Below are 22,545 nucleotides of genomic sequence, written 5' to 3'. Positions count from 1 at the left end.
GTGAATTTCAAACGTGTTTAAAAATCCCTCATCTTTGAAGTATTTCTCCAAATCACTCCTTCTGCTTATTTTTTATCGCCCTAATTAGGTATCACTCCAAATACTTATTCTAGTCTGTTTTTATAAATTTCATTTCAAGACGGATAACTTGAGCTTTCGGTTAAGGTTATTTCTAAAGATAAGAAGGCAGTGAGCTCGCTGCCTTTTTATATTCAAAGAAAAGCGATTCCAACGCCAAAGATTACTCATTAAATTCGTAAGAAGAGGGCACCACTATTACGCCTTGCTTTGATATGTGGAAGCGCTTGGCATCCGCAAGGCTATCTATGCCAATTTGTGTTCCATCTGGCACTTTTACGTTCTTGTCGATGATGCAGTTTTGAATGTGGCAGTTTCGCCCGATCTCGACATCTTCAAACAGAATACTATCAATTACAATCGCGGCATTGCTGACTTTGACCTTAGGGAAGAAGATAGAGTTTTGCGCCGACCCCCCTTCAATCACCACCCCATTCGCGATCATCGAGTTGATGAATATCCCTTGGTTCCCTTCTACAGAGGCGATGGTTCGTGCTGGTGGCAGTTGCGGATCATAGGTGCGAATCGCCCAATCCGGTTGGTACAAATCGATAGGCGAGGCCGGTTTCAACAGATCCATATTTGATTGGTAATATGAGTCGATCGTACCCACATCTCTCCAGTAAGCGTCTTGAGTTACGCGTCCTTCTTCGTCACCAAACTTATACGCGTAAACACTGTTGTTACCGACTAACTTTGGAATGATGTCTTTACCGAAATCGTGGCTTGAGTCTGGATCTTCTGCATCTGCAAGTAATGCTTGAGTCAGTATTTCCTTATCAAAGATGTAAATCCCCATTGAAGCCATACTTCGGGTCGGTCTACCGGGTACGCACGCGGGGTAACGTGGCTTCTCGGTAAAGTTATTGATTTGTAGAGACTCGTCTATCTCCATCACACCAAACTCTTTGGCCTCATCAATCGACACTTCCATACAGGCGACCGTCAAGTCAGCTTCATTCTGCTTATGTTGCTTGAGCATTGGGGCGTAATCCATGCGATAGATATGGTCGCCAGATAACACCACTACATGCTTAGCTTCACTGCGAGATAGCAGATACAAGTTTTGATAAATCGCATCGGCAGTACCGCTATACCAGCTGTCACCTGTGCGCATTTGCGGGGGAACATTGGTGATGTATTCGCCGAGCTCGGGGTTAAGCACCGACCAACCATCACGTAAGTGTTTTTGCAAAGAGTGAGACTTGTACTGAGTCAGTACCAGAATTTGGCGAAGCCCAGAGTGAAGGCAGTTCGCGAGTGTGAAATCGATGATTCGATATTTGCCACCAAAGGGTACCGCAGGTTTTGCGCGGTTATCGGTGAGAGGGGAAAGCCGAGAGCCAACACCGCCGGCCAGAACGATTGTTAGAGTGTCTTGCATAGTCAGAACCTCAATGTATTTATGATTATGAACATAGACTTGCAAGCACCACGCCAAATGTAACTCATTGAATATTAACCGAGGTGACAATGAACTCTGCGAGACTGCACCAAATTGATGCGTACGGGATGTTGGATTGCTCTATTTTGATCCAAAGAGATCAGATCAAAGTGAAAGGGCAGAGTTAACAAAATGATGCACGGAAAAGTTGCATTACAAAACTGTCAATAAAATGAAGGAATAAAGTGATCGGGTCGATATAAATTTACATAAGTAATCACAACTTTTCACAAATTGATTTCCATCAATAAAGTAGGGTTATTCTATGCTACCTTGCACGCAAAATAAGAAATGATTACTCATTCACCAATAAAGAATTAAGCCCTCAAAAGGAAATTATAATGAAAAAAACAGTATGTGGTATTGCGGTTATTGCGGCTCTTATGTCAACGAATGTTCTTGCTCATAAAGAAGGTGATTTCATCATCCGTGCAGGTGCGGCTATTGTATCTCCAAACGACAGCAGTGGTGATGTACTAAACTCACCAGGTTCAGAGCTATCTGTAGATTCAAATACTCAACTTGGTCTAACATTTGGCTACATGTTTACTGATAACATCAGTTTAGAAATTCTTGCAGCAACTCCTTTTTCACATACTGTATCTACTAATTTGGGTGGATTAGGTGATATTGCTGATGTTAAACATCTTCCACCGACGTTGATGGTTCAGTACTACTTTGGTGAGGCAAATAGTGAAATTCGTCCTTACGTAGGTGCTGGTATCAACTACACGTTCTTCTTTGACGAAGAGTTTAACGGAACTGGTAAAAACGCTGACTTACGTGATTTGTCTCTTGATGACTCTTGGGGCCTTGCAGCAAATATTGGCGTCGACTACATGATCAATGAAGACTGGTTCCTGAACGCTTCTGTGTGGTATGCAGATATCGATACAACTGCAAAATATAAAGATGTTAATGGTAATAGCTACTCAACAGACGTTGATATCGACCCATGGGTATTCATGATCGGTGGTGGTTACAACTTCTAATCCACCTATTCAGTTTACTAAAGGCGCTCAAGCACCAGCCAGCTTGGGCGTTTTTTTTGCTTGCTTGTTAATGGAATGTTCACTCCAATCCTCTGTTGTTATGGGTAAAGGAAACCGATTGTCGTCACCTATTGTTAATAAAAGGGAAAGATAATTGTCATAAGCGGCCTCTATGATCGCGATTCAAATTATGGAGGATATATGAATCGTAAATTTAATAAGCTGACTTTATTACTACCTATCGCGGTAAGCTCGGCTCTAGTTGGTTGTTCTCAATCAACTTCAAAGCCGACAACATCATCTCAAACATCACTTGATGCTTTTAGCCTTCAATGCCAATCCATCCAACAGCCAATCGCGAGCGATGCGGTGGTAAGTGGGCTTACTTTGGTGGGCAGCTCTATTGCTGACGCTCCGTTTGATACTTCTGCAGCCGAAATCGTCAGCTACGATTCATGTACCGATAAGCTTTATGTTGTTAACGCGCAAGCGCAGAAAGTCGATGTGTTGTCGATGAACGCTGATAGTACACCGACATCTGAGGGTTCTATCGACCTTCAATCAGCCGCTGCGGCTTCGGGTATTAATATCGGTGCTGCGAACAGTGTATCGACTCATCAAGGCTTAGTTGCTGTCGCGATCGAAAATGCTGACAAACAACAGAATGGCATTATTGCGCTGTATCGCTCAGACACACTAGAGCTGATCACCACTTACATTGCTGGAGCATTACCAGACATGGTGAGCTTTTCTAAAGACGGCCGTTACATTGCATCAGCAAACGAAGGTGAGCCGAATGCAGATTACAGCATTGATCCTGAAGGCTCGGTGACTCTGGTTGATTTAGCTAATGGTCCTTTACAAGCAAAAGTGACTCAAATTGATTTCAAGGCATTCAATCAAGGTCAGCCTCGCCATGCAGAACTGACCGACAAGGTTCGAATCTCGGCGCCTAATACAACCGTTGCCCAAGACTTGGAGCCTGAATACCTGACGTTTTCTGATAACGGTAAACTCTATGTGGCCCTGCAAGAGAACAATGCATTGGCAGCAATTGACGTAGCAAGTGCACAAGTCGATGCGATTCTTGGACTAGGCGGCAAGCCTTGGGATACCGCTCAGTTGGATGCATCGAACAAAGACAAAAACATCGGCAACCTGCAAAGCTACGCAATGTTAGAAGGGCTTTACATGCCTGATAGCATCACCAGCTACAGTGTTGATGGTAACACTTACATCGTAACTGCGAATGAAGGCGATGGCCGTGAGTATGGCATCAAGACGACGCAAAAAGTATGTGATGATAAGGGTTTTGAGTGGGATGGTGATGACTATAAAGGCACCGAAAACTACACAACAGAGAAAGACTTTTGTATCGCTTATGTCGATGAAGTGCGCGGTAAGAAGTTAGAAGTTGACGCTAACCACCCATTGGCTGGTGCATTGAAAGACAACAAACAACTGGCTCGTCTTAAAGTGATTAAGCCACAAGCAACACTTGCTGCTGATCAAAAGGTTCAAGCATTCGGTAGCCGTTCTTTCTCTATTTGGGATGAGTCTGGTGAGTTAGTGTTTGATAGCGGTGATGACTTTGCTCGAATCGTTCTTGATCAAGATCCTGCAAACTTCAATAGCACCAATGATAACAACCAAAGTGGTGACGATCGCAGTGATGATAAAGGGGTAGAACCTGAAGCGATCGAAGTGGCTGAGATTAACGGTAAGCACTATGCCTTTATTGGTCTTGAACGCCAAGGTGGCATCATGGTTTACGATGTAACACAGCCTGAAAACGCAAGTTTCATCAGCTACTTGAACAATCGAGACTTTACACAACCAGTGTGCACTAAGGTTGATGAAGACGGTGATTGCGACAACGATACTTACAACTCGAAAGCGGGTGACCTAGGTCCAGAGTCAATTAAGTATTTCACTCGCTCTGGTAACCACTTTATTGCGGTTGGCAACGAAGTAAGTGGTAGCACATCAGTTTACCGCGTTCAGTTCTAATCTCGCTTATTGCTAGCAATTAGATTGAATAAAAACAAAAGCGCCACGACTTGTTAAGTCGTGGCGCTTTTTTAATTCATAGCTTATTTCATCGCTGATTTAGTCGCGATAGCAAAGGCCTATGGCTGTTGCTTAGTCGGTGCTAGAGCGATTTCACGGATACATACGTTCTGTGGTTGTTGGTAAGCGAATGATACAGCGCGTGCAATATCGTCAGCTGCCAATACACCGCCCATGTCTTCTTTCCAAGAATCGTAACCGTCTTTGATCTCTTGAGATGTTGTGTGAGACAGAAGTTCAGTCTCAACAGCACCCGGTGCGATAGTCGTAACACGAACATTTGAAGCAGCTACTTCTTCACGAACGTTCTCAGAGATAGCGTGTACCGCGAATTTAGTACCACAGTAAGCAGCGTGGCTTGGGAATGTTTTCTTACCCGCAATTGAGCTGATGTTGATGATAGTACCTGTGTTGCGTTCCATCATAGGAGCAAGTACAGATTGCATGCCGTTTAGAAGACCAATCACGTTCACATCGAACATTGTCTTCCACTCTTGAGCGTCTTGAGTATCGATTTGACCAAGAAGCATTGCACCAGCGTTGTTGATAAGCGCGTCTACAGGGCCAAATTTCGCTTCACCTTGTGCGATTGCCGCATCAAAAGACGCTTTGTCTGTTACGTCTACTTTCACAGATAGAGAGTTTGGTAGGTTAAGCGCTTCAAGGCGGTCAACACGACGAGCTAGAAGTAGCAGAGGGTGGCCTTCATCGCTTAGACGACGAGCGATTGCTTCACCAATACCAGAGCTTGCACCTGTAATTACGATTAGTTTTTTCATTTTATTTCCTCTGTACTTTAATTGCGTCGGTTGGCTACGACGTATTGTTTAAGTGCATTCGAATCAAGTGCTTGTTCCCTTGCTTCGTTGCGATGGAGGTATATTAAGGAAAATAGCATTGTTGATATATAGCGCTTTACTTGAAACACTGTTGCTGTAGTGCAACAATAAATGCGTTCACTTTATAGCTTTATAGCGTCATAACTCTATAGCTTCATTATCTTAAAATTTCACAAGTAAGCTGGCGACTATGCTCAATCAAATTAACCTGTCTGATATTCGTTCTTTCGTGCTTATCGCTCGTTTAGGTAACTTCACTAAAGCGGCGGAGGAGCTTGATGTGTCACGCTCTCATGTGTCACGCCAAGTAAGTAGCTTAGAAAAGCAGATGGGTGTAACGCTGTTTATCCGCACCACTCGAACCTTGAGGTTGACTCACGCAGGGCAAGATCTGTACGCGAGATGCGAACAAGCCTTAGATAATATAGACCAAGCCTTGATTGCTGCTGTGGACGATGTCGAAGAAGTGCGCGGCGACATAAAAGTAAACTGTGTCGGCGGTTATTTGGGTGAAGTGATCATTGCGGATCTAGTGAATGAGTTCATGCAGCTCTACCCAGACATCAGCATTAGCCTTGATTTCAGTAGTAACCGAGTCGACTTGATTGAAGATGCTTTCGATATCGCTTTTCGTATGGGAAGCCTTGAAGACGCGGGCTTTATCGCAAGAAAGCTATTAGACATCGAGATGGGAACACTCGCGAGCCCTGAGTATTTCGCTCGCAAAGGAAAGCCAAATCACCCTAAGGATCTTATCCATCATGATTGTTTAACGGGCTCGGTGCGTAAGTGGAGCTTTCAAGCGTTGGACGACACTAAGAAAACGGTCGATGTGCAGGTGACGGGCAGGCTGCAATGTAAAAATGGCCGAGTATTGGTACAGGGTGCGAAGTCAGGGAATGGGATTATTCGTGTACCAACCATCTATTGTTTACAAGAACTCAACGGCGGGCAGTTGGTTGAAGTGTTTGATGATTGGGTGGTGCCTAAAGTCGATTTTTCAGCGATTTACCATCGAGACCGCTACCAACCGATTCGAATTCGAACCTTTATTGATTTCGTAAAAGGTCGCTTTGAGCAAATGCCCGTGAGCTAATTGTGTTTGCCGCAACTCATTAAGCCTAGATTTTAATATGTGTTGGGGCTTTATTGGCAACTAGCTAAGAGGTAGCCTCATCGGTCAGTATTCGCATAGAATAGAAGCGAGAAAGATAATAAGAATAATTAAAACGATAACAAGAGTAAGGTCGTCATTATGTTCAACATGGACTTTTCAAAAAAGCTGGTTATTGAAACCAAATCATTAGACTGGATTGCAAGCCCTGCTAAAGGGGTTTGGCGCAAGCCGCTTGAAAGAGAAGAGAAAGAATCGGGTCACACGACTAGCGTGGTGCAGTACGATCCTGAATCTTCGTTTTCTGAGCACCCGCATCCGCAAGGTGAAGAGATCTTTGTATTAGATGGCGTGTTCTCAGATGAAACGGGTGATTTCCCTGCTGGCACTTATATCCGTAATCCGCCGGGTAGTGCGCATTCCCCATCAAGCAAAAATGGCTGTACGATCTTGGTTAAGCTTAATCAATTTGATGCGAGAGACTTAACTCAGGTCCGTATCAATACACTAGAAACGGAATGGCTTCCGGGCATTGGTGGCCTACAAGTCATGCCATTGCATGAGTTTGAGCACGAACATGTCGCTTTAGTGAAGTGGCCTGTCGGCGAACGCTTTCAGCCACATCGTCACTTTGGTGGTGAAGAGATCTTTGTGTTGTCGGGCACTTTTAAAGATGAACATGGCGAGTATCCAAAACACACATGGATGCGTAGCCCTCACATGAGCGAGCATTTCCCTTATGTGGAAGAAGAAACCGTCATCCTAGTGAAAACAGGTCACCTGCCATTGGATTAAAGGAATGCTCAATATAAAGATGAGAAAGCCGCACTGTTTTGAACAAGCGGCTTTTTTTAATTTTTATATATGAGTTGACTAGTAAGCGACACCAATACGCTGACGTGGGAACTTGCCAGCTTCGAGCTCATCAATCATCGCGATAGCGTAATCGCTCACTGAAATTTTGCTGTTGCCATCTTCGTCGGTGAGTAGTTGGTCTCCACCTGTACGGTAGGTCGATAGTTTCTCACCCGGGAATATTTCTGCTGCAGGGCTAACAAAAGTCCAGTTCACTTCGCTGTTCGATTGCTTGAACACTTCAAGAGCTTCGCCTTGTGCTAGCGCTTCGTTTTTGTAATCCGCTGGAAAATCAGGAACGGTCACTAGCGGTACATTTGGTGCTACTTCTAATGAGCCTGCACCGCCAACCCAAAGTAGGCGCTCGATACCGATGCTTGGTAATGTTGCGAGCAATTTAGTCGCAGTGTTTTTTACGATGTCGTGATTACCCAGAGCACGTCCGCCAATCGAAGTAATGACTGCATCAACGCCGGCTAGTGCGTTTGCTAGACTTGCGGCTTCATCTTGTAAATCAAATGAACGAACTTCAATGCCTTGGGTTTCCACGTGGCTTGCATCTCTTACAATAGCAACTACGTCGTGACCACGAGATTGAGCCTCTTGAGCGATGTGACTACCAATCCAACCTGATGCGCCTAATACTGCAATTTTCATAATGTCTCTCCAATTATCTAATTTATTGAGTCGTTTTCTCGACAGCCATTGCAGTCTAATTGCTCACTAGGTTGCGATAAATATCGCAAAATGATGTAGATTGTATCTATATAGTGATCTAATAAGATTCGATTAGCTGCGAAATAGTTCAAGGAGAGCGTGATGGATAGGTTGACGGCAATGCGTAGCTTTGTCGAAGTTGCGAATTGTGCCAGTTTCACTCAAGCGGCTGAGCATTTGGACATGACTCGGTTACAGGTTTCACGTCATGTTCAAGAGATAGAAGGGTGGTTGAAGCAGAGGCTATTACATAGGACGACTCGAAAGGTGAGCTTAACATCGGCAGGGGAAATCGCTCTGCAGCGGTGTGAGAAAATCCTCTATGAAACCGCTGAGCTAGAAGTTACTTCACTCAATCAAACCGATGACCTTTCAGGAACCATTCGAATTGCTGCACCCATTGGTTTAACTCAGCACATGCTGCTGGATGTGGTCGAACAGTTCACTGAGCGCCACCCTAATATCACGGTCGAGCTGTTTGCTTCAGACCGTTTTACTCAGCTGGTGGATGAAAGGATCGATATTGCACTTCGTTATACTGATCAACCTGACGATAGTTTGATTGCACGAAAGCTAATGGAAATTGATTCGGTGGTGTGTGCCTCGCAAGCCTACTTGGACAAACATGGTGAGCCTGAAACGGTCGAAGCGCTTAGACAACACAATTGTTTTCGTCACTTGAATGTTTCTAAGTGGGATTTCGTTAAGGATAATCAGCACTATTCGGTTGAGGTGTCTGGCACCATTAAGGCCAACGATGTTGGGGTATTAACTCGCGCGGCACAGCATGGAAAAGGGGTGGTTCGTTTACCTTGTGACTTAGCCAATCCACTGATCGCCAACGGCAAATTGAAACGAATATTGGATGATTTTGTTTCGCCCAGCAGCGTTCTTTGGGCGGTGTATTTGTCTCGCAGTTATCAGCTTCCGATTGTTCGTCAGTTTATTGATTTTGCGGCACAAGCTTGGGCTAGCGATATTAAGTCTGGTGATGTTTGAAACTTCATAGGCAATGATACATAGCGACAAAAATTTAAAAGCCCATAAATACAAAAATCCGATATCAATGGTGATATCGGATTTGAACTCAATAATTCAGAGTTCCAGCACGCTCTCCTCTCACGAAGTCTTTACATGTAATGATGTACGGATAATCGAGTATTTATCACCTTTTCGTTGATGTCTGGTAAAGGCTGATACAAGCTTCTCGTAATGTCGGATAATACTTGGTCGTAGACTTGCGACACGACGCTAGAGATATCACTGGTTAATTCGTACATGCTATCTGCCGGTTGGGTCGCTTCGTTACTTGACGCGATCTCTGTAAGTGCATGCATCGCTCGTGTACAAACCGGTGACCCACTACTAATCGGGCAGATAATCGATAATTGGTTGAGTTTTCTGTGTGTCTGAGAGGCGTAGAATTTGAATCTCAAATACTCCTCAGGCTTTTCCATATCAGGAATACACATTCTGAGCTTGGTCAGGATCTCCATGCAATCCAAGATCTGTTGCCAATTCATGTGGTACTCACGGCTCATGTCTTCTCGTTCAGATTGAATCAGCCAGATGATCATCACTTCGTCCATCAAGAACATGCTGTGACGAATCGTTTTGCCATGAATCGATTGGTTACGCACCAAGCTACGGTTTTGCCAGTCGCTGTGCATGGCGATGAGTTTAAGGTGATAGATGCGATACATAGGGCGACTATCAAACGACACATGAGACTGAAGCAGCTCAGATACCTCAAGTATGTTGTCGTAAATCTCATTTACTTTACGAATCGAGTCGCTAGACAATTTATATGCTAGAGCGTAATGCGTTGCCGCGCGGTGTTTGCGTGATAACAACAATAACTCCCTAAGCAGAACTAAGGTTTCAAACCTGTGTGATAGCGCTGTTTGTCTCTTCCTTGAGAAATGAAACAGGGCTGCAAGTACTAATAGGGATAAACCCACTGAAATAACTACAAACATATTCAACTCCTAATATTTGTATATCTACTTAGTGGTAGTGCAGACACCGTGCCAAAATAAATAAGTGTTATATTTCATTGAGTTATGTTTTTAGTCTAATTATGGATGATCAATCATGGTGCATGACTTCACCATTCGAGTGAATGTTTCTCATATTTTGCAGGATTTTTTGAGAGGTTACGCTTTTCTAGCGATTAGGTTGGGTAGGTTTCGGTAAGTACAGACACTTTGGTGATCCATCTCTGGTTCGTTTTAAGTTGCGGAAATTAAAAAGGCCTCACCCCTTATATGCTTTTAACTATAAAAAGCAGTAAGAGTGAGGCCTTTCAATGTTCATTTCGCAGTAGTTGCCTTAACTACTAAGTGTTTAGCATTGAAGGCTAAACGTTATGCAAGCTTAAGGTCGAACTCAGTGCGGTACATCACCATATCTTCAATGGTCAGTACAGGCATGTTGTGCAGTTTACCGAAAGCAACGATCTCTGGCGCTTTTGCCATTGTACCGTCTGGGTTGGTTACTTCACACAGTACACCTGCCGACTGAAGACCTGCCATTTGCATCAGATCCACAGTACCTTCTGTGTGGCCGCGGCGAGCAAGTACACCACCTTTGCGAGCGCGCAGTGGGAATACGTGGCCAGGGCGAGCAAGGTCAGTAGGCTTTGCTGTTGGGTTTGCAGCTGTCTTGATCGTTGTTACACGGTCAGCGGCAGAAACACCTGTCGTTACGCCAACTTTTGCTTCGATAGTTACGGTAAACGCAGTTTGGTTTGCGCTGTTGTTATCGACAACCATAGGTGGAAGTTCAAGTTGGTTTGCTTGCTCGTCAGTTAGACACAGGCACACAATGCCGCTGCATTCGCGGATCATAAGCGCCATTTGAGCATTCGTTAGGTGTTCTACTGAGTAGATGATGTCGCCTTCGTTCTCGCGATCTTCATCATCGAGTAAAAGTACGCCACGACCTTCGCGCAAAGCTTGCAGTGCGTTTTCAACGCGAGTGATTGGTTCGCCAAATTCGGCAAGTAGTGAAGACTGATTCATGGTTAAACTCCTAAAATATCACCAGAATCAGGGCTGTATGAGGGATCTCAACCGAGCACAACAAAGCCGACTCATTACAAGTCGGTTCATTATGGTTTTATCCAAAACGAAATGCACCCGTTCGAGTTGGAGGCATAGACCCAATAAATGGGCACGCCTTTCCAACTTAAAACGAGTGTGTTTTCATTCTCTCTCATCCGGACTATAACCGTCGGCTCTGGCATCTCACCAGATCTGCTGACCTCGACAAATCGAGCGCTCGCGGGCTTATCTTTAGATTTTGCTAAGGACATACCGCCGGTGGGGAATTTCGCCCCGCCCTGAGAATAAAAATTAATAATCTGTTTTGCTTTGAAAGCAGACCAGATGGTAATCCTTTCAATAGTGGATTTAAAGGACTGACAGCAAAGTTTTTCAGATTCTGGCCTGATAATCTGGTGAGTGTTCACTTTATCAGCAGAACACAATACCGTTGTGTTTAGTAAGGTACAGCTGGTCTTTAGTTGGTTTTACGGTCGGTATGCGCAGAAGTGGATGGTAAAGATTATTGATTGTGAAGTGAGGGTTCACCGAATCAATACTCAAGCACCGCATTAATTGAATATTGTTACACCATAACGGCTGACTGACCGTTTTGACATAAAATTGATATTGGCGATGCTAAGCTGCGATAACATCGACCACTTTATCCAAAAGATCTTAGCCATGACTTCTCTGTTCTCTAACAAATCCAAAGGCTTATTACTGCTCGTTCTAAGTTTGTATTCTCACGTACCCTTTTTGATCTTTGGATCTGATTTCGACCTTGGAAGTGCGGTTCTGCCTTTCTATGGCGCTTTCATGACTTTCGTGACTTACTCGGCAGGCAATCAAGGATTCTTGGTAACGCTCGCTGTTTTGTCTTTAGTAGTGCTCACGATGAAGTTTTCGAAAGCGAAACTGGTCAGCCTTGGTCTGCAACTAGGCATTTTGTTGGTGCTTAGCTTTGCTGCAAAGACCTTCTTAAAGCATTCTACAGAGAGTCCGCGTCCTTACTCTGAGTATTTGGTTACGCAAGAAGTAATTGAAATGCCAGAGCTGTTTTATGAGCTGCCATTGGTAGAAAAGAACGTGGCGATTGAATCTGTGCAAGATAAGGTCAGTGAGTGGCGAATGCGTCACTGGCTTGGCGAAACCGATTATTCTTTCCCGTCTGGACACATGATTTTCGTTGGTGTGTGTTTGGCGTTCTTTGGTGGCTTGTTCTTAGAAGCGAAGCGCTTTTATTTAGTGGGTGGCTTGTTGGTATGGGCTGGCGGCGTTGCCTATAGCCGTGTTTGGCTTGGTATGCATCGCCCTGAAGACTTAGCGGCGTCTATTGCTTTTGCGGGTTTAATCTATCTATTGGTGCCACTGGTGCCTGCGCAAAAAATAGAGCCTTTATTGCCCAAGTTCCTTAGAACGGCCTAAGTTTTTAAGAGCGATTTAAGCTTTTAATAGCAGCCTAAGTTTTGAAAGGTTATCTAGTATTGGGTGGCCTATTAACAAGCAGAATTTCTGGCTATTGATTGAGCCCGAGTTCTGCTTGTTTCTTTTTGGTTAGCCCTAAAGACACAATTCGGTGTGATTCAGTGAGGTAGTATCTCAATTCCTCATCCCTTTTTGGTGTGCTCTCAAATAGTTGAATCCACTTCATACCGCGTGAAGCAAAGTAGGGCGCAGGTTTATAACCAGGCTCTTCTTTTAGAAAGTCGAAATTCTGATCCGACGCTTTGAAGATAAATGCAGGCTCGTCGTTCGGTCCCCAACCTCCAATCGCAAACACCTTCCCACCTACTTTCCAAACGTGAGAGTTATTCCACTGCATCACATAGCTGGTGGCTGCTTGTGATTCACAGAATGCATTGAACTCATCGTATGTCATAGAACGTCCTTTCATCGTCTGGTCTTGGATTTGTGTTTGTTGTTTTATCGATGTTTCTGCTTCGAGCTTCTGCTTCGAATTAGCCAGCTAAGCCTTGCCAAATGGCAGTAAAGCCGCTGATAGAACATAGTAACAAAGAGCCTATACGTATCTTCTCTTTGGGAATGCTTTGCGTCGTCAATAGCGCCACCTTGTAACCCAACCAAGCGGCAGGAAGCAGCGGGATTGTGATGATCAAATGGTGCATGGTGAAGAAGCCAATTGGGATCTGTACCAGTAATGAAATGATAGAACTAAACACAAAGAATGCAGAAAGGTTGCCACGAAGTTGATTGGCATCTTGGTGTTGAAGAAGGAGTGCCATAGGTGGACCACCAATGCCTGAACTGGTACCGAAGAAGCCTGAAAAGAACCCCGCGATGCCCATTTTTGCAGGCGTCGGTTCTAACCTAAACGGAAGTAAGCTAACAATCACGGCGAATACTACCAATAAGCCTAACCACAGTGACAGCACACTCGTCGAAACCATCACCAACAAAGCCCCGCCTGCCAGTGAGCCCGGAATACGGCCTAATAGTGCGATTTTTAATCCGCCAATAGAGATGTTTGCTCGGTGTTTAAACGCGTTGAATACAGAAATGAACAGACCAACAAGACAGATAGGCGCGGGTACATAGTCAGGTGAGACCAAAAACAACAACGGGGCAGCCACAATTGCCAAGCCAAAGCCGATTGCGGTTTGTACAAACGAGCCGACAAAAATGAGTGCCATCGCGATAAGGGCGGTCTGATCTAGGTATTCCATAAGCCTGCGAATAAGTTCAAAAGGGAAGAACGAATACTATAAAGTAAAACGGCAGGAATAGTCTTATTATTCAGTGAGGTTTATGCAAGTTTCGCTAGTTATAATGTCGATTTCAACGGCCAATAAAAAAGAGAGTGAATATCTCAGGATGCGCTCCTTTCAATATCCACTCTCTTATTGGATTGCTTATCGATTTTCGCTGCTGGGGGAGTCAGCGTTAAATGTTAAGCCATTGCCAATTTGATGCGCTCAATCGGCTTGTCATTGATTGGTAAATGGATAAGCGCTGCTGCAAATGCCAATACCACCGTTGACCACCAAATTGGCTCGTAAGATCCGTAGTAATCGTAAATACGACCACCAACCCAAGCGCCTAAGAAACTACCTACTTGGTGAGTGAAGAACACCAAGCCATATAGAGTAGATAGGTAACGAGCACCAAAGATTTGGCGAACTAAACCTGAAGTGAGTGGAACCGTACCTAGCCAACAGAAGCCGATGGCTGCACCAAAGATAGCTGCGGTTGATTCCGTTACTGGCAGAGTCACAAACGCGCCAATAACCACAGTACGAACTAAGTACAGTGCCGACATCACATGACGCTTATTGAATCTATCGCCCATTACACCCCAGAAGTAAGATCCGAAGATGTTAAAGATACCGACATAAGCCAGTGCCATCGCAGCGCTGCTCGCAGGCAAGTTCTTATCTGCTAAATAACTTGGTAAGTGCGTTGCGATAAACATCACGTGGAAACCACACACAAAGAAGCCTGCATGAATCAACCAGTAACTCTTGTTAGAGAACGCTTCAGACAACGCTTCTTTCAATGTTTGATTGTCTTCTGCTTGTGCCTGTTTGTTTGATGCCGATTTTGGCGCACGCATGAACAGTGCAAAAGAGATCATCAAGCAACACAATACGCCAAACACTTGCATCGCACTCTGCCAGTCAAATTCGTTCAACATGTATTGTGCGCCCGGAATCACTGCGAACATACCAAATGAACCGGCAGCTGTGGTTAAACCGAATGCTTTAGCTGCATGCTCTGCGGGTACTACTTTCGCGACAGCGCCTAATACAATCACATAGCTTGTTGCACTTAGTCCAAGGCCAACCAATGCGCCTAGTGAAACGTAAAGCATGCTTGATTCGGTAGAAATTGAGGTAAGAAGTAAACCCAAACCGTAAGCACATGCGCCTGCAATAATGATGCGTCTTGCTCCCCACTTGTCAGCGGCCATACCAACAAAAGGTTGGAATACACCGAACAAAAGGTTTTGTAGAGCAATAGCGAAGCTAAAAAACTCTCGACCCGTGCCGAAATGCTCTGAAATTGGCATCATGAAAATGCCGAATGATTGTCTGATCCCTAGACTGATAATAAGTGTGCCGATCCCAAGCCATACCAGTAAAGGAAAACGGAAAATGCTCATTCTAATACTCTTAAATTAATGGTGGTGATGTGAGTGGTCTTGCGCTGACATGTGTTGGTCAGTCATCTCATGGTGATGTTCGTGCCCAGAATGATCATGCCCTGACTGCTGGTGGCAACCACTGCTTACGGCATGCTGAGCCAAGAGATCAATCAATGGCTGACTGTGATGCACAATAACCAAACTAATGACGAGGAATAACGTCATTCTGGCCAGTTGGGCAAAAAGAGATTGTGAAAACATAAGGTGTTTACATGCGCTATATGTTGTAAGAAGTCGCGCATCATAATGACGAGTGAGATATGTATCAAATGACCATTTGTGATTTAATCTATGCGTTTTATGCATAGACCTATCCATGGATTGATGCGTTGCTGGAATAGGGATGAAACATGACCAATAAATAAGAAAACGCTATGCTCACCGATTCAACGTTAGAAGCGTGTAATTCAGAATGGATACTTAATTTCATGTTCGTAACTGGTTGCTTTATTAAGATATTTCACAAAACTGTAAAAACTAATATACAAACTAATCACCTCACAAGATCGGCTGTTCGCTCGACTTATCTGCTAAACATCGTAAATTTGGGCGTAAATCGTTTCAACTGACTGAAACGCGATGTTAAAAGATTCAGGGAGAGTCATTCACATGGATAAAGATCATAACCTTCGCGAAAACTTACTGGCGCTGATCTTAGGTAGCGCATTGGTATCACTCGGCGTTATCTTTTTCAATCAGGTCGGTTTGCTCACGGGAGGCACGGCTGGTTTAGCTATCTTCATTACCAAAGTGACGGACTTGAGCTTTGGCCAAGTGTTCTTCGCACTTAACTTACCTTTCTATATTTTGTCGGTCGCTCGTATGGGGTGGCGCTTTACTATCAACACCTTTATTGCCGTTTCGATTGTTTCGTTCGCCGTGGATCATTTGTATCATGTGATTCAGATAGCCGAGATTCATGCACTGTATGCAGCATTACTTGGCGGCGGACTAATTGGTACCGGTATGCTGGTGATCTTCCGTCACAAGATGAGCTTGGGTGGCTTCAATATTCTCGCGTTGTTCCTACAAGAACGTTTTGGAATTCGTGCAGGTAAGGTTCAGATGGCACTAGACTGCACGATTGTTGTGCTGTCACTATTTATCGTTGATGTGTCATTGGTTCTGTTGTCTGTACTGGGCGCGATAGTCACCAACTTGATTTTGGCGATGAACCATAAACCGGGGCGCTATCAACCGGTCGTCAAAGCGGAAGCCGCGTAGCTAAGTCCGCACATGCACTTGGTTCGCTCAAGCACTAGGCTAGCTTAAGCCAACTGACTTTCAGATTATGAAAACAACAAAGCCAGCATCAATTGCTGGCTTTGTTCTATTTGAATAACGGGTTCGATGTAGTGATTAACACTTGCCGCAGTTGGCGTTCGGCTTACGCTCGCAATCAATTAATCACATTGCTGGCATCTCGGGCTTTGTCTAGATTCTGAAAGGTCTCTATTAAGATCTCATGCAGTAAATTTTCAACACCAGCTCTACGTCTAAAGAAGCACTAATTGCACTGTTCGTTCACACAACACTCGTCTTGTAAGAAATCAATCACGCCTGCTAGGCATTCATACTCTGCCACGCAGAATAAGGTTCTTCCTTCTCGTCTTTGGCTGATGAGGCCTGCAGACGCTAGGCTTGAAATGTGGTGAGACAAGGTGGAGCCAGGGATACCTAGCTCTTCTTGTAGGCCGCCAACTGCAATGCCTTGGTAGCCAGCTTTAACGACACTCTTATAAATAGTTAGGCGAATAGGGTGTCCCAACTCTTTAAGTGCTTTCGCTACGACTTCTAAGTTCATATTAACTCCTCAAGATTTAATTTCGATATTAGTCGAAATATTCTCTAAATACAAATGTAAAGACCGTAATTTATTAAGTCATTGAAAAATAAACCCTTTGAAAATTATTTCGATTTTTATCGAAATAAAAATTGATCTGTTACGAGATATTTCTATAATTCGAGAATATTCGAAATTAAGGGTTGGTTACTTTTCTCATAGAGTCCGGCCTTCAATCCAGTTTGGAGTTAATTATGAGCAATGAAATGTTAACAATGCTAAAAGACGCACTTGATATGTTCGCCTTCTTAGCAGTAGAGCTAATCATCCTTTTCTTGGCGATCAGCTACATTGTTGGGATTCTGCAAGAGTTTCTTACGCCAGAAAAGATTCAATCGATTCTGAGCTCGCGTAACGGTAAGGGGTATGTAGTGGCTGCACTACTGGGTGCAATTACACCTTTCTGTTCATGTTCGACCATTCCTTTCTTAAAAGGGTTGCTGCGTGCACGAGCGGGTTTTGGGCCAATGATGGTGTTCCTATTTGGTAGCCCACTATTGAACCCAGTGATCATTGGTTTGTTCGTGATTACGTTTGGTTGGCAAGTGACTGTGTTCTACTTCTTAGTCGCAATGACAGTATCGGTAGTGGCAGGTTACGCACTTGAGAAGCTGGGCTTTGAGCGCTACGTAAAACCTGAAGCGTATGAATCGACAGGTTCTGCTTCAAACTGTGGCATTAGTTGTGGTGATTCTGCTCCTAAGAAAGCAGCGCCAGCGAAGGCAGAGTCTTCATGTGGTACAAGTGCATGTGCTGAACCTGCACCAGTAATGGCAAAAGAAACATCTTGCTGTGATTCGAAAAAAGAAGAGCCACAAGTGACCGTTTCATGCTGTTCAGCGGATGGAAGCGCAACAGCTGAAATCGTAGAGAAGAAAGAGCCTAGCCGTTGGATGAGAATTTGGTTCTCAACTTGGAAAGACTTCAAACAAGTTTTCCCTTACCTAATGACGGGTATCGCGATTGGTTCATTCATCTATGGCTTCATTCCTACAGACCTAATTGCCGAGTACGCTGGTGAAGGTATGTGGTATGCGATTCCTGTAGCCGCTGTGATTGGTATTCCACTGTACATTCGTGCTGAAGCGGTAATTCCACTAAGTGCTGCTCTAGTTCAGAAAGGTATGGCGTTAGGTTCGGTAATGGCATTGATCATTGGTAGTGCGGGTGCAAGTTTGACTGAAGTTATCTTGCTTAAATCAATCTTCAAAAACCAAATGATTGCAGCATTCTTATTCGTTATCTTAAGCATGGCGATGGGTGCAGGCTTCCTATACAGCTTCATCTTTGGTTAATCAGGTCTGATTCCTAGATAACCCGTTTGATAACAAGATATAGATATTAAAAAGAGCTCATACTGTTGAGCTCTCTTTGTGTTTAGACAATTAGCTCGGAGGTTAGAAGCCGCGAATATCAAGCTCATTGTTGATCAACACGACACACTGAGAAGCGAACAGCATGTTTGGACCTAAACTGATTTTCTCTGTTCCCAGACGCTTTAAGCTGTTATAGCTCTTCTTCGGCATAGGAATGTGGTCAGTTAGAAGGAAACATGGGTTTTCAGCAATCTCTGCATCACGGATAAAGTCGCCTTTCTTGTCCATCATGTACAGCTGGTGGTCTTCAGCCAGTTCTTTAACCAGCTTTTCAAAACTTATAGTACGAACAGTGATGCCCGGTTCAACCTGACGCGTCTGCTCTTTATTCATACCTTGAGAAGCGTCAACCGCTCTTACTACCGCTGATAACAGTGCAGACTCGTGGAAGCCACCAATGTTGGTGATCTCGTTTGAATCGAATGTAATCGTACGTGAAAAGTCTTTAGTGCTTTCTAATACAAGGTGCACGGTGACATTCTCACGGTGAGATTGAGCAACGAAGATCGTGTTCATCAGAGTATGAGCCAAAATCTCAGTATGAGCATCTTGCCCAACACCTTCTAAGATAAGTTTGCTCTCTGTAGGGGCTGCGCGAGCGCGTAATACAAATGAACGCATGGAATGTACCTTGTCAGTATGTGATAAAGCGAAACGAGTTTTATCAACATGAATTGATGAATAACCAAAATTGTGGCGGTATGTAACTCTTTTCTATTAATGAAGTCAAATAGAGTTGCGTATAGCGCCAACCAGAAGAACTCTGCGTATTAAATAGAGAATGACCACATTACAAGATGGTAAGGGTTGAAGCGACCCAATGTTTACATAGATAGTATGCGCAAATTATTAGGTGGCTTGCAGAAGGAAGTAGTCGATGAAGTTACAGAAGATCAATAAAGAAGAATATAGAAAGAAGATGAACCTGCTGTTGGTGTCGTTGGTTGGTTCACTCGCCGTGTTCGCCATTGTATTCGGAACCATACTGATTGACTTATTTGGTTCAGGACAGTCAATCGCTGGCGAATCGACAGGTAATTTCCACTTGAACGTATTGGGTGTGATCTTATCAGTCGCCTTGAATGCATTTATCGCGAGTCGTGTAAAAGGGCATGATTACTTCAAAGAAGCACTTTATGTATGGAACCTTAAGCAAATCCATAATCAAATCTATCGTAAGCTCAAGCGTATTCAACCCAAAGCTGAACAAGGTGACCTAGACGCGCTGACCATCCTTTACTTCTATTACACCACACAAAAACAGGTATACGACCTAGATAACAACACATTGACGATAAAAACAGTTCAGCAATCGCTAGATAACATCCTAGAACTGAGTGAGAAATGGAGCATTGAGCTAGATATAGAGGCTTTTTCGAAAGATCTAATCGCAAAGTTTTAAGTAATATGCCCATTATTGTATGAGCTTTGAGCGACGAAAGAACCTTTTGACGTAAAAGTAGCCACTTAAGCAAGTTTTTTGAATTTTTATCAAAAAAGGGGTTGCCATGTTTTCGATGATCTCTATAATGCCGCCTCACTGACACAGCAGACGCCATAAGGCTTCAGCAGTAATCAGTAAGACGGAAAGTTCGAAAAAATTAATTTTAAAAAGTGTTTGACACTTAAGATTAAATCGCTAGAATTCACGTCCGCTTTCAAGGGTTTCTTTGTAAAAAGAAAGTTTCGACAAGCAAAGCTCTTTAACAATTTAAACCTATCAATCTGTGTGGGCACTCGTTGATGAATATCAAAACGTCATTCTCAGGAATGGCAGTTACTTCGGTAACAAATTGATTTCAATGAACTGAGTGACCAATCAAGTCTTAGGACTTGGCACAGTCAATTCATTATCTTTCTGTTCCTATTTATTTAAGAAGAGAGGGATAATAGCTTTAGAATTACATGTTCTTTGTTTATTTTCGAATAGGTGAATGAATATTAGTTTTGAAGTCAGTATTCGTTGAGTCACACCTATTAATTTAGGTAATCAAAACTTTAAATTGAAGAGTTTGATCATGGCTCAGATTGAACGCTGGCGGCAGGCCTAACACATGCAAGTCGAGCGGAAACGACACTAACAATCCTTCGGGTGCGTTAATGGGCGTCGAGCGGCGGACGGGTGAGTAATGCCTAGGAAATTGCCTTGATGTGGGGGATAACCATTGGAAACGATGGCTAATACCACCNAATAGTTTTGAAGTCAGTATTCGTTGAGTCGGCAAAATCTTAAATTGAAGAGTTTGATCATGGCTCAGATTGAACGCTGGCGGCAGGCCTAACACATGCAAGTCGAGCGGAAACGACACTAACAATCCTTCGGGTGCGTTAATGGGCGTCGAGCGGCGGACGGGTGAGTAATGCCTAGGAAATTGCCTTGATGTGGGGGATAACCATTGGAAACGATGGCTAATACCGCATAATGCCTACGGGCCAAAGAGGGGGACCTTCGGGCCTCTCGCGTCAAGATATGCCTAGGTGGGATTAGCTAGTTGGTGAGGTAATGGCTCACCAAGGCGACGATCCCTAGCTGGTCTGAGAGGATGATCAGCCACACTGGAACTGAGACACGGTCCAGACTCCTACGGGAGGCAGCAGTGGGGAATATTGCACAATGGGCGAAAGCCTGATGCAGCCATGCCGCGTGTATGAAGAAGGCCTTCGGGTTGTAAAGTACTTTCAGTTGTGAGGAAGGGTGTGTAGTTAATAGCTGCGCATCTTGACGTTAGCAACAGAAGAAGCACCGGCTAACTCCGTGCCAGCAGCCGCGGTAATACGGAGGGTGCGAGCGTTAATCGGAATTACTGGGCGTAAAGCGCATGCAGGTGGTTCATTAAGTCAGATGTGAAAGCCCGGGGCTCAACCTCGGAACTGCATTTGAAACTGGTGAACTAGAGTRCTGTAGAGGGGGGTAGAATTTCAGGTGTAGCGGTGAAATGCGTAGAGATCTGAAGGAATACCAGCAGTTCTTGACGTTAGCAACAGAAGAAGCACCGGCTAACTCCGTGCCAGCAGCCGCGGTAATACGGAGGGTGCGAGCGTTAATCGGAATTACTGGGCGTAAAGCGCATGCAGGTGGTTCATTAAGTCAGATGTGAAAGCCCGGGGCTCAACCTCGGAACTGCATTTGAAACTGGTGAACTAGAGTACTGTAGAGGGGGGTAGAATTTCAGGTGTAGCGGTGAAATGCGTAGAGATCTGAAGGAATACCAGTGGCGAAGGCGGCCCCCTGGACAGATACTGACACTCAGATGCGAAAGCGTGGGGAGCAAACAGGATTAGATACCCTGGTAGTCCACGCCGTAAACGATGTCTACTTGGAGGTTGTGGCCTTGAGCCGTGGCTTTCGGAGCTAACGCGTTAAGTAGACCGCCTGGGGAGTACGGTCGCAAGATTAAAACTCAAATGAATTGACGGGGGCCCGCACAAGCGGTGGAGCATGTGGTTTAATTCGATGCAACGCGAAGAACCTTACCTACTCTTGACATCACTGACACTCAGATGCGAAAGCGTGGGGAGCAAACAGGATTAGATACCCTGGTAGTCCACGCCGTAAACGATGTCTACTTGGAGGTTGTGGCCTTGAGCCGTGGCTTTCGGAGCTAACGCGTTAAGTAGACCGCCTGGGGAGTACGGTCGCAAGATTAAAACTCAAATGAATTGACGGGGGCCCGCACAAGCGGTGGAGCATGTGGTTTAATTCGATGCAACGCGAAGAACCTTACCTACTCTTGACATCCAGAGAAGCCAGCGGAGACGCAGGTGTGCCTTCGGGAGCTCTGAGACAGGTGCTGCATGGCTGTCGTCAGCTCGTGTTGTGAAATGTTGGGTTAAGTCCCGCAACGAGCGCAACCCTTATCCTTGTTTGCCAGCGAGTMATGTCGGGAACTCCAGGGAGACTGCCGGTGATAAACCGGAGGAAGGTGGGGACGACGTCAAGTCATCATGGCCCTTACGAGTAGGGCTACACACGTGCTACAATGGCGCATACAGAGGGCAGCAAGCAGC

General features: G+C 44.5%; 20 protein-coding genes, 1 rRNA gene and 1 riboswitch. Of the genes, 10 read left to right on the top strand and 11 right to left on the bottom strand.

The features are described 5' to 3' along the window. Positions 1-241: 241 nt before the first annotated feature. Positions 242-1,462 carry a glucose-1-phosphate adenylyltransferase gene (gene glgC, locus L1D22_RS04685; RefSeq protein WP_239828864.1) on the bottom strand — a complete coding sequence of 407 codons (1,221 nt, stop codon included), beginning with the start codon at positions 1,460-1,462 and terminating at the stop codon, positions 242-244. Between the two features lie 401 nt (positions 1,463-1,863). Here glgC and ompW point away from each other — a divergent pair, with 401 nt between their 5' ends. Both ompW and L1D22_RS04675 read left to right on the top strand, forming a co-directional pair. Continuing rightward, positions 1,864-2,514: an outer membrane protein OmpW gene (gene ompW, locus L1D22_RS04680; RefSeq protein WP_239828863.1), complete on the top strand. Its 651-nt coding sequence runs from the start codon at positions 1,864-1,866 to the stop codon at positions 2,512-2,514. A 201-nt stretch (positions 2,515-2,715) separates the two neighbouring features. Next, a complete protein-coding gene (locus L1D22_RS04675; RefSeq protein ID WP_239828862.1) occupies positions 2,716-4,524 on the top strand; it encodes a choice-of-anchor I family protein in 1,809 nt (602 codons plus the stop codon). 119 nt (positions 4,525-4,643) lie between these two features. On the opposite strand, the gene L1D22_RS04670 is transcribed toward L1D22_RS04675, so the two are convergent. After that, positions 4,644-5,363, bottom strand: coding sequence for an SDR family oxidoreductase (locus tag L1D22_RS04670; protein ID WP_010433036.1), 720 nt, complete (start codon positions 5,361-5,363; stop codon positions 4,644-4,646). A 250-nt stretch (positions 5,364-5,613) separates the two neighbouring features. Between L1D22_RS04670 and L1D22_RS04665 the strand changes: the two genes are divergently transcribed. Both L1D22_RS04665 and L1D22_RS04660 read left to right on the top strand, forming a co-directional pair. After that, positions 5,614-6,519, top strand: a complete 906-nt coding sequence (locus L1D22_RS04665) for a LysR family transcriptional regulator (protein WP_239828861.1) — start codon at positions 5,614-5,616, stop codon at positions 6,517-6,519. Between the two features lie 159 nt (positions 6,520-6,678). After that, complete coding sequence (locus tag L1D22_RS04660) at positions 6,679-7,332, top strand: cupin domain-containing protein (RefSeq protein ID WP_239828860.1); 654 nt, start codon at positions 6,679-6,681, stop codon at positions 7,330-7,332. Between the two features lie 78 nt (positions 7,333-7,410). Here the strand turns inward: L1D22_RS04660 and L1D22_RS04655 are convergent, their stop codons facing one another. After that, entirely contained in the window at positions 7,411-8,049 is a 639-nt protein-coding gene (locus L1D22_RS04655) for an NAD(P)-dependent oxidoreductase (protein ID WP_239828859.1), read from the bottom strand. 162 nt (positions 8,050-8,211) lie between these two features. Here L1D22_RS04655 and L1D22_RS04650 point away from each other — a divergent pair, with 162 nt between their 5' ends. Then, on the top strand, positions 8,212-9,108 hold the full coding sequence (locus tag L1D22_RS04650; protein ID WP_239828858.1) for a LysR family transcriptional regulator: 897 nt from the start codon (positions 8,212-8,214) through the stop codon (positions 9,106-9,108). A 131-nt stretch (positions 9,109-9,239) separates the two neighbouring features. Here L1D22_RS04650 and L1D22_RS04645 read toward each other — a convergent pair whose 3' ends face one another. Together L1D22_RS04645 and ribB are read right to left on the bottom strand one after the other, a co-directional pair. After that, complete coding sequence (locus L1D22_RS04645; protein ID WP_057623828.1) at positions 9,240-10,088, bottom strand: hypothetical protein; 849 nt, start codon at positions 10,086-10,088, stop codon at positions 9,240-9,242. Between the two features lie 387 nt (positions 10,089-10,475). Continuing rightward, positions 10,476-11,132: a 3,4-dihydroxy-2-butanone-4-phosphate synthase gene (gene ribB / locus L1D22_RS04640; RefSeq protein ID WP_017054827.1), complete on the bottom strand. Its 657-nt coding sequence runs from the start codon at positions 11,130-11,132 to the stop codon at positions 10,476-10,478. 181 nt (positions 11,133-11,313) lie between these two features. Next, positions 11,314-11,464: riboswitch (FMN riboswitch) on the bottom strand. Between the two features lie 373 nt (positions 11,465-11,837). Between ribB and L1D22_RS04635 the strand changes: the two genes are divergently transcribed. Next, positions 11,838-12,581 (top strand): phosphatase PAP2 family protein, encoded by a 744-nt coding sequence (locus L1D22_RS04635; RefSeq protein ID WP_239829029.1) that lies wholly within the window; start codon positions 11,838-11,840, stop codon positions 12,579-12,581. Positions 12,582-12,672: 91 nt separating this feature from the next. Here L1D22_RS04635 and L1D22_RS04630 read toward each other — a convergent pair whose 3' ends face one another. The 4 genes from L1D22_RS04630 to L1D22_RS04615 all read right to left on the bottom strand — a co-directional run bounded on the left by L1D22_RS04630 (position 12,673) and on the right by L1D22_RS04615 (position 15,519). Next, positions 12,673-13,035, bottom strand: a complete 363-nt coding sequence (locus tag L1D22_RS04630; RefSeq protein WP_239828857.1) for an MmcQ/YjbR family DNA-binding protein — start codon at positions 13,033-13,035, stop codon at positions 12,673-12,675. A gap of 79 nt (positions 13,036-13,114) precedes the next feature. After that, positions 13,115-13,840: a sulfite exporter TauE/SafE family protein gene (locus tag L1D22_RS04625; RefSeq protein ID WP_165905208.1), complete on the bottom strand. Its 726-nt coding sequence runs from the start codon at positions 13,838-13,840 to the stop codon at positions 13,115-13,117. Positions 13,841-14,064: 224 nt separating this feature from the next. After that, the gene (locus L1D22_RS04620; RefSeq protein ID WP_239828856.1) at positions 14,065-15,276 is read right to left on the bottom strand and encodes an MFS transporter; all 1,212 of its coding nucleotides are present in this window, start codon (positions 15,274-15,276) and stop codon (positions 14,065-14,067) included. Between the two features lie 15 nt (positions 15,277-15,291). Beyond that, a complete protein-coding gene (locus tag L1D22_RS04615) occupies positions 15,292-15,519 on the bottom strand; it encodes a hypothetical protein (RefSeq protein WP_076668359.1) in 228 nt (75 codons plus the stop codon). A gap of 408 nt (positions 15,520-15,927) precedes the next feature. On the opposite strand from L1D22_RS04615, the gene L1D22_RS04610 reads away from it, so the two are divergent. After that, the gene (locus L1D22_RS04610) at positions 15,928-16,542 is read left to right on the top strand and encodes a YitT family protein (protein WP_017065874.1); all 615 of its coding nucleotides are present in this window, start codon (positions 15,928-15,930) and stop codon (positions 16,540-16,542) included. Positions 16,543-16,825: 283 nt separating this feature from the next. On the opposite strand, the gene L1D22_RS04605 is transcribed toward L1D22_RS04610, so the two are convergent. Beyond that, positions 16,826-17,122, bottom strand: coding sequence for a metalloregulator ArsR/SmtB family transcription factor (locus tag L1D22_RS04605; RefSeq protein ID WP_239828855.1), 297 nt, complete (start codon positions 17,120-17,122; stop codon positions 16,826-16,828). 233 nt (positions 17,123-17,355) lie between these two features. Here L1D22_RS04605 and L1D22_RS04600 point away from each other — a divergent pair, with 233 nt between their 5' ends. After that, positions 17,356-18,456 carry a permease gene (locus L1D22_RS04600; RefSeq protein WP_239828854.1) on the top strand — a complete coding sequence of 367 codons (1,101 nt, stop codon included), beginning with the start codon at positions 17,356-17,358 and terminating at the stop codon, positions 18,454-18,456. Between the two features lie 102 nt (positions 18,457-18,558). On the opposite strand, the gene trmY is transcribed toward L1D22_RS04600, so the two are convergent. Next, positions 18,559-19,158, bottom strand: a complete 600-nt coding sequence (trmY, locus tag L1D22_RS04595) for a tRNA (pseudouridine(54)-N(1))-methyltransferase TrmY (protein ID WP_239828853.1) — start codon at positions 19,156-19,158, stop codon at positions 18,559-18,561. A gap of 256 nt (positions 19,159-19,414) precedes the next feature. On the opposite strand from trmY, the gene L1D22_RS04590 reads away from it, so the two are divergent. Both L1D22_RS04590 and L1D22_RS04585 read left to right on the top strand, forming a co-directional pair. After that, positions 19,415-19,939: a DUF3087 family protein gene (locus L1D22_RS04590; RefSeq protein WP_123305898.1), complete on the top strand. Its 525-nt coding sequence runs from the start codon at positions 19,415-19,417 to the stop codon at positions 19,937-19,939. Positions 19,940-20,768: 829 nt separating this feature from the next. Next, positions 20,769-22,545, top strand: a 16S ribosomal RNA gene (locus L1D22_RS04585); the annotation flags it as partial.

It is taken from the genome of Vibrio sp. Isolate34 (genome assembly GCF_022397915.1).
In the GTDB taxonomy this organism is placed as follows: Bacteria; Pseudomonadota; Gammaproteobacteria; order Enterobacterales; family Vibrionaceae; genus Vibrio.
The sequence above is the reverse complement of the archived record's forward strand: the minus strand, read 5'-3'. Positions and strand labels throughout refer to the sequence as shown.

Bases quoted from the DNA above. Each gene is read 5' to 3' on its own strand.
- glgC (WP_239828864.1), bottom strand. From the start codon at position 1,462: ATGCAAGACACTCTAACAATCGTTCTGGCCGGCGGTGTTGGCTCTCGG.
- ompW (WP_239828863.1), top strand. From the start codon at position 1,864: ATGAAAAAAACAGTATGTGGTATTGCGGTTATTGCGGCTCTTATGTCA.
- L1D22_RS04675 (WP_239828862.1), top strand. From the start codon at position 2,716: ATGAATCGTAAATTTAATAAGCTGACTTTATTACTACCTATCGCGGTA.
- L1D22_RS04670 (WP_010433036.1), bottom strand. From the start codon at position 5,363: ATGAAAAAACTAATCGTAATTACAGGTGCAAGCTCTGGTATTGGTGAA.
- L1D22_RS04665 (WP_239828861.1), top strand. From the start codon at position 5,614: ATGCTCAATCAAATTAACCTGTCTGATATTCGTTCTTTCGTGCTTATC.
- L1D22_RS04660 (WP_239828860.1), top strand. From the start codon at position 6,679: ATGTTCAACATGGACTTTTCAAAAAAGCTGGTTATTGAAACCAAATCA.
- L1D22_RS04655 (WP_239828859.1), bottom strand. From the start codon at position 8,049: ATGAAAATTGCAGTATTAGGCGCATCAGGTTGGATTGGTAGTCACATC.
- L1D22_RS04650 (WP_239828858.1), top strand. From the start codon at position 8,212: ATGGATAGGTTGACGGCAATGCGTAGCTTTGTCGAAGTTGCGAATTGT.
- L1D22_RS04645 (WP_057623828.1), bottom strand. From the start codon at position 10,088: ATGTTTGTAGTTATTTCAGTGGGTTTATCCCTATTAGTACTTGCAGCC.
- ribB (WP_017054827.1), bottom strand. From the start codon at position 11,132: ATGAATCAGTCTTCACTACTTGCCGAATTTGGCGAACCAATCACTCGC.
- L1D22_RS04635 (WP_239829029.1), top strand. From the start codon at position 11,838: ATGACTTCTCTGTTCTCTAACAAATCCAAAGGCTTATTACTGCTCGTT.
- L1D22_RS04630 (WP_239828857.1), bottom strand. From the start codon at position 13,035: ATGACATACGATGAGTTCAATGCATTCTGTGAATCACAAGCAGCCACC.
- L1D22_RS04625 (WP_165905208.1), bottom strand. From the start codon at position 13,840: ATGGAATACCTAGATCAGACCGCCCTTATCGCGATGGCACTCATTTTT.
- L1D22_RS04620 (WP_239828856.1), bottom strand. From the start codon at position 15,276: ATGAGCATTTTCCGTTTTCCTTTACTGGTATGGCTTGGGATCGGCACA.
- L1D22_RS04615 (WP_076668359.1), bottom strand. From the start codon at position 15,519: ATGTTTTCACAATCTCTTTTTGCCCAACTGGCCAGAATGACGTTATTC.
- L1D22_RS04610 (WP_017065874.1), top strand. From the start codon at position 15,928: ATGGATAAAGATCATAACCTTCGCGAAAACTTACTGGCGCTGATCTTA.
- L1D22_RS04605 (WP_239828855.1), bottom strand. From the start codon at position 17,122: ATGAACTTAGAAGTCGTAGCGAAAGCACTTAAAGAGTTGGGACACCCT.
- L1D22_RS04600 (WP_239828854.1), top strand. From the start codon at position 17,356: ATGAGCAATGAAATGTTAACAATGCTAAAAGACGCACTTGATATGTTC.
- trmY (WP_239828853.1), bottom strand. From the start codon at position 19,158: ATGCGTTCATTTGTATTACGCGCTCGCGCAGCCCCTACAGAGAGCAAA.
- L1D22_RS04590 (WP_123305898.1), top strand. From the start codon at position 19,415: ATGAAGTTACAGAAGATCAATAAAGAAGAATATAGAAAGAAGATGAAC.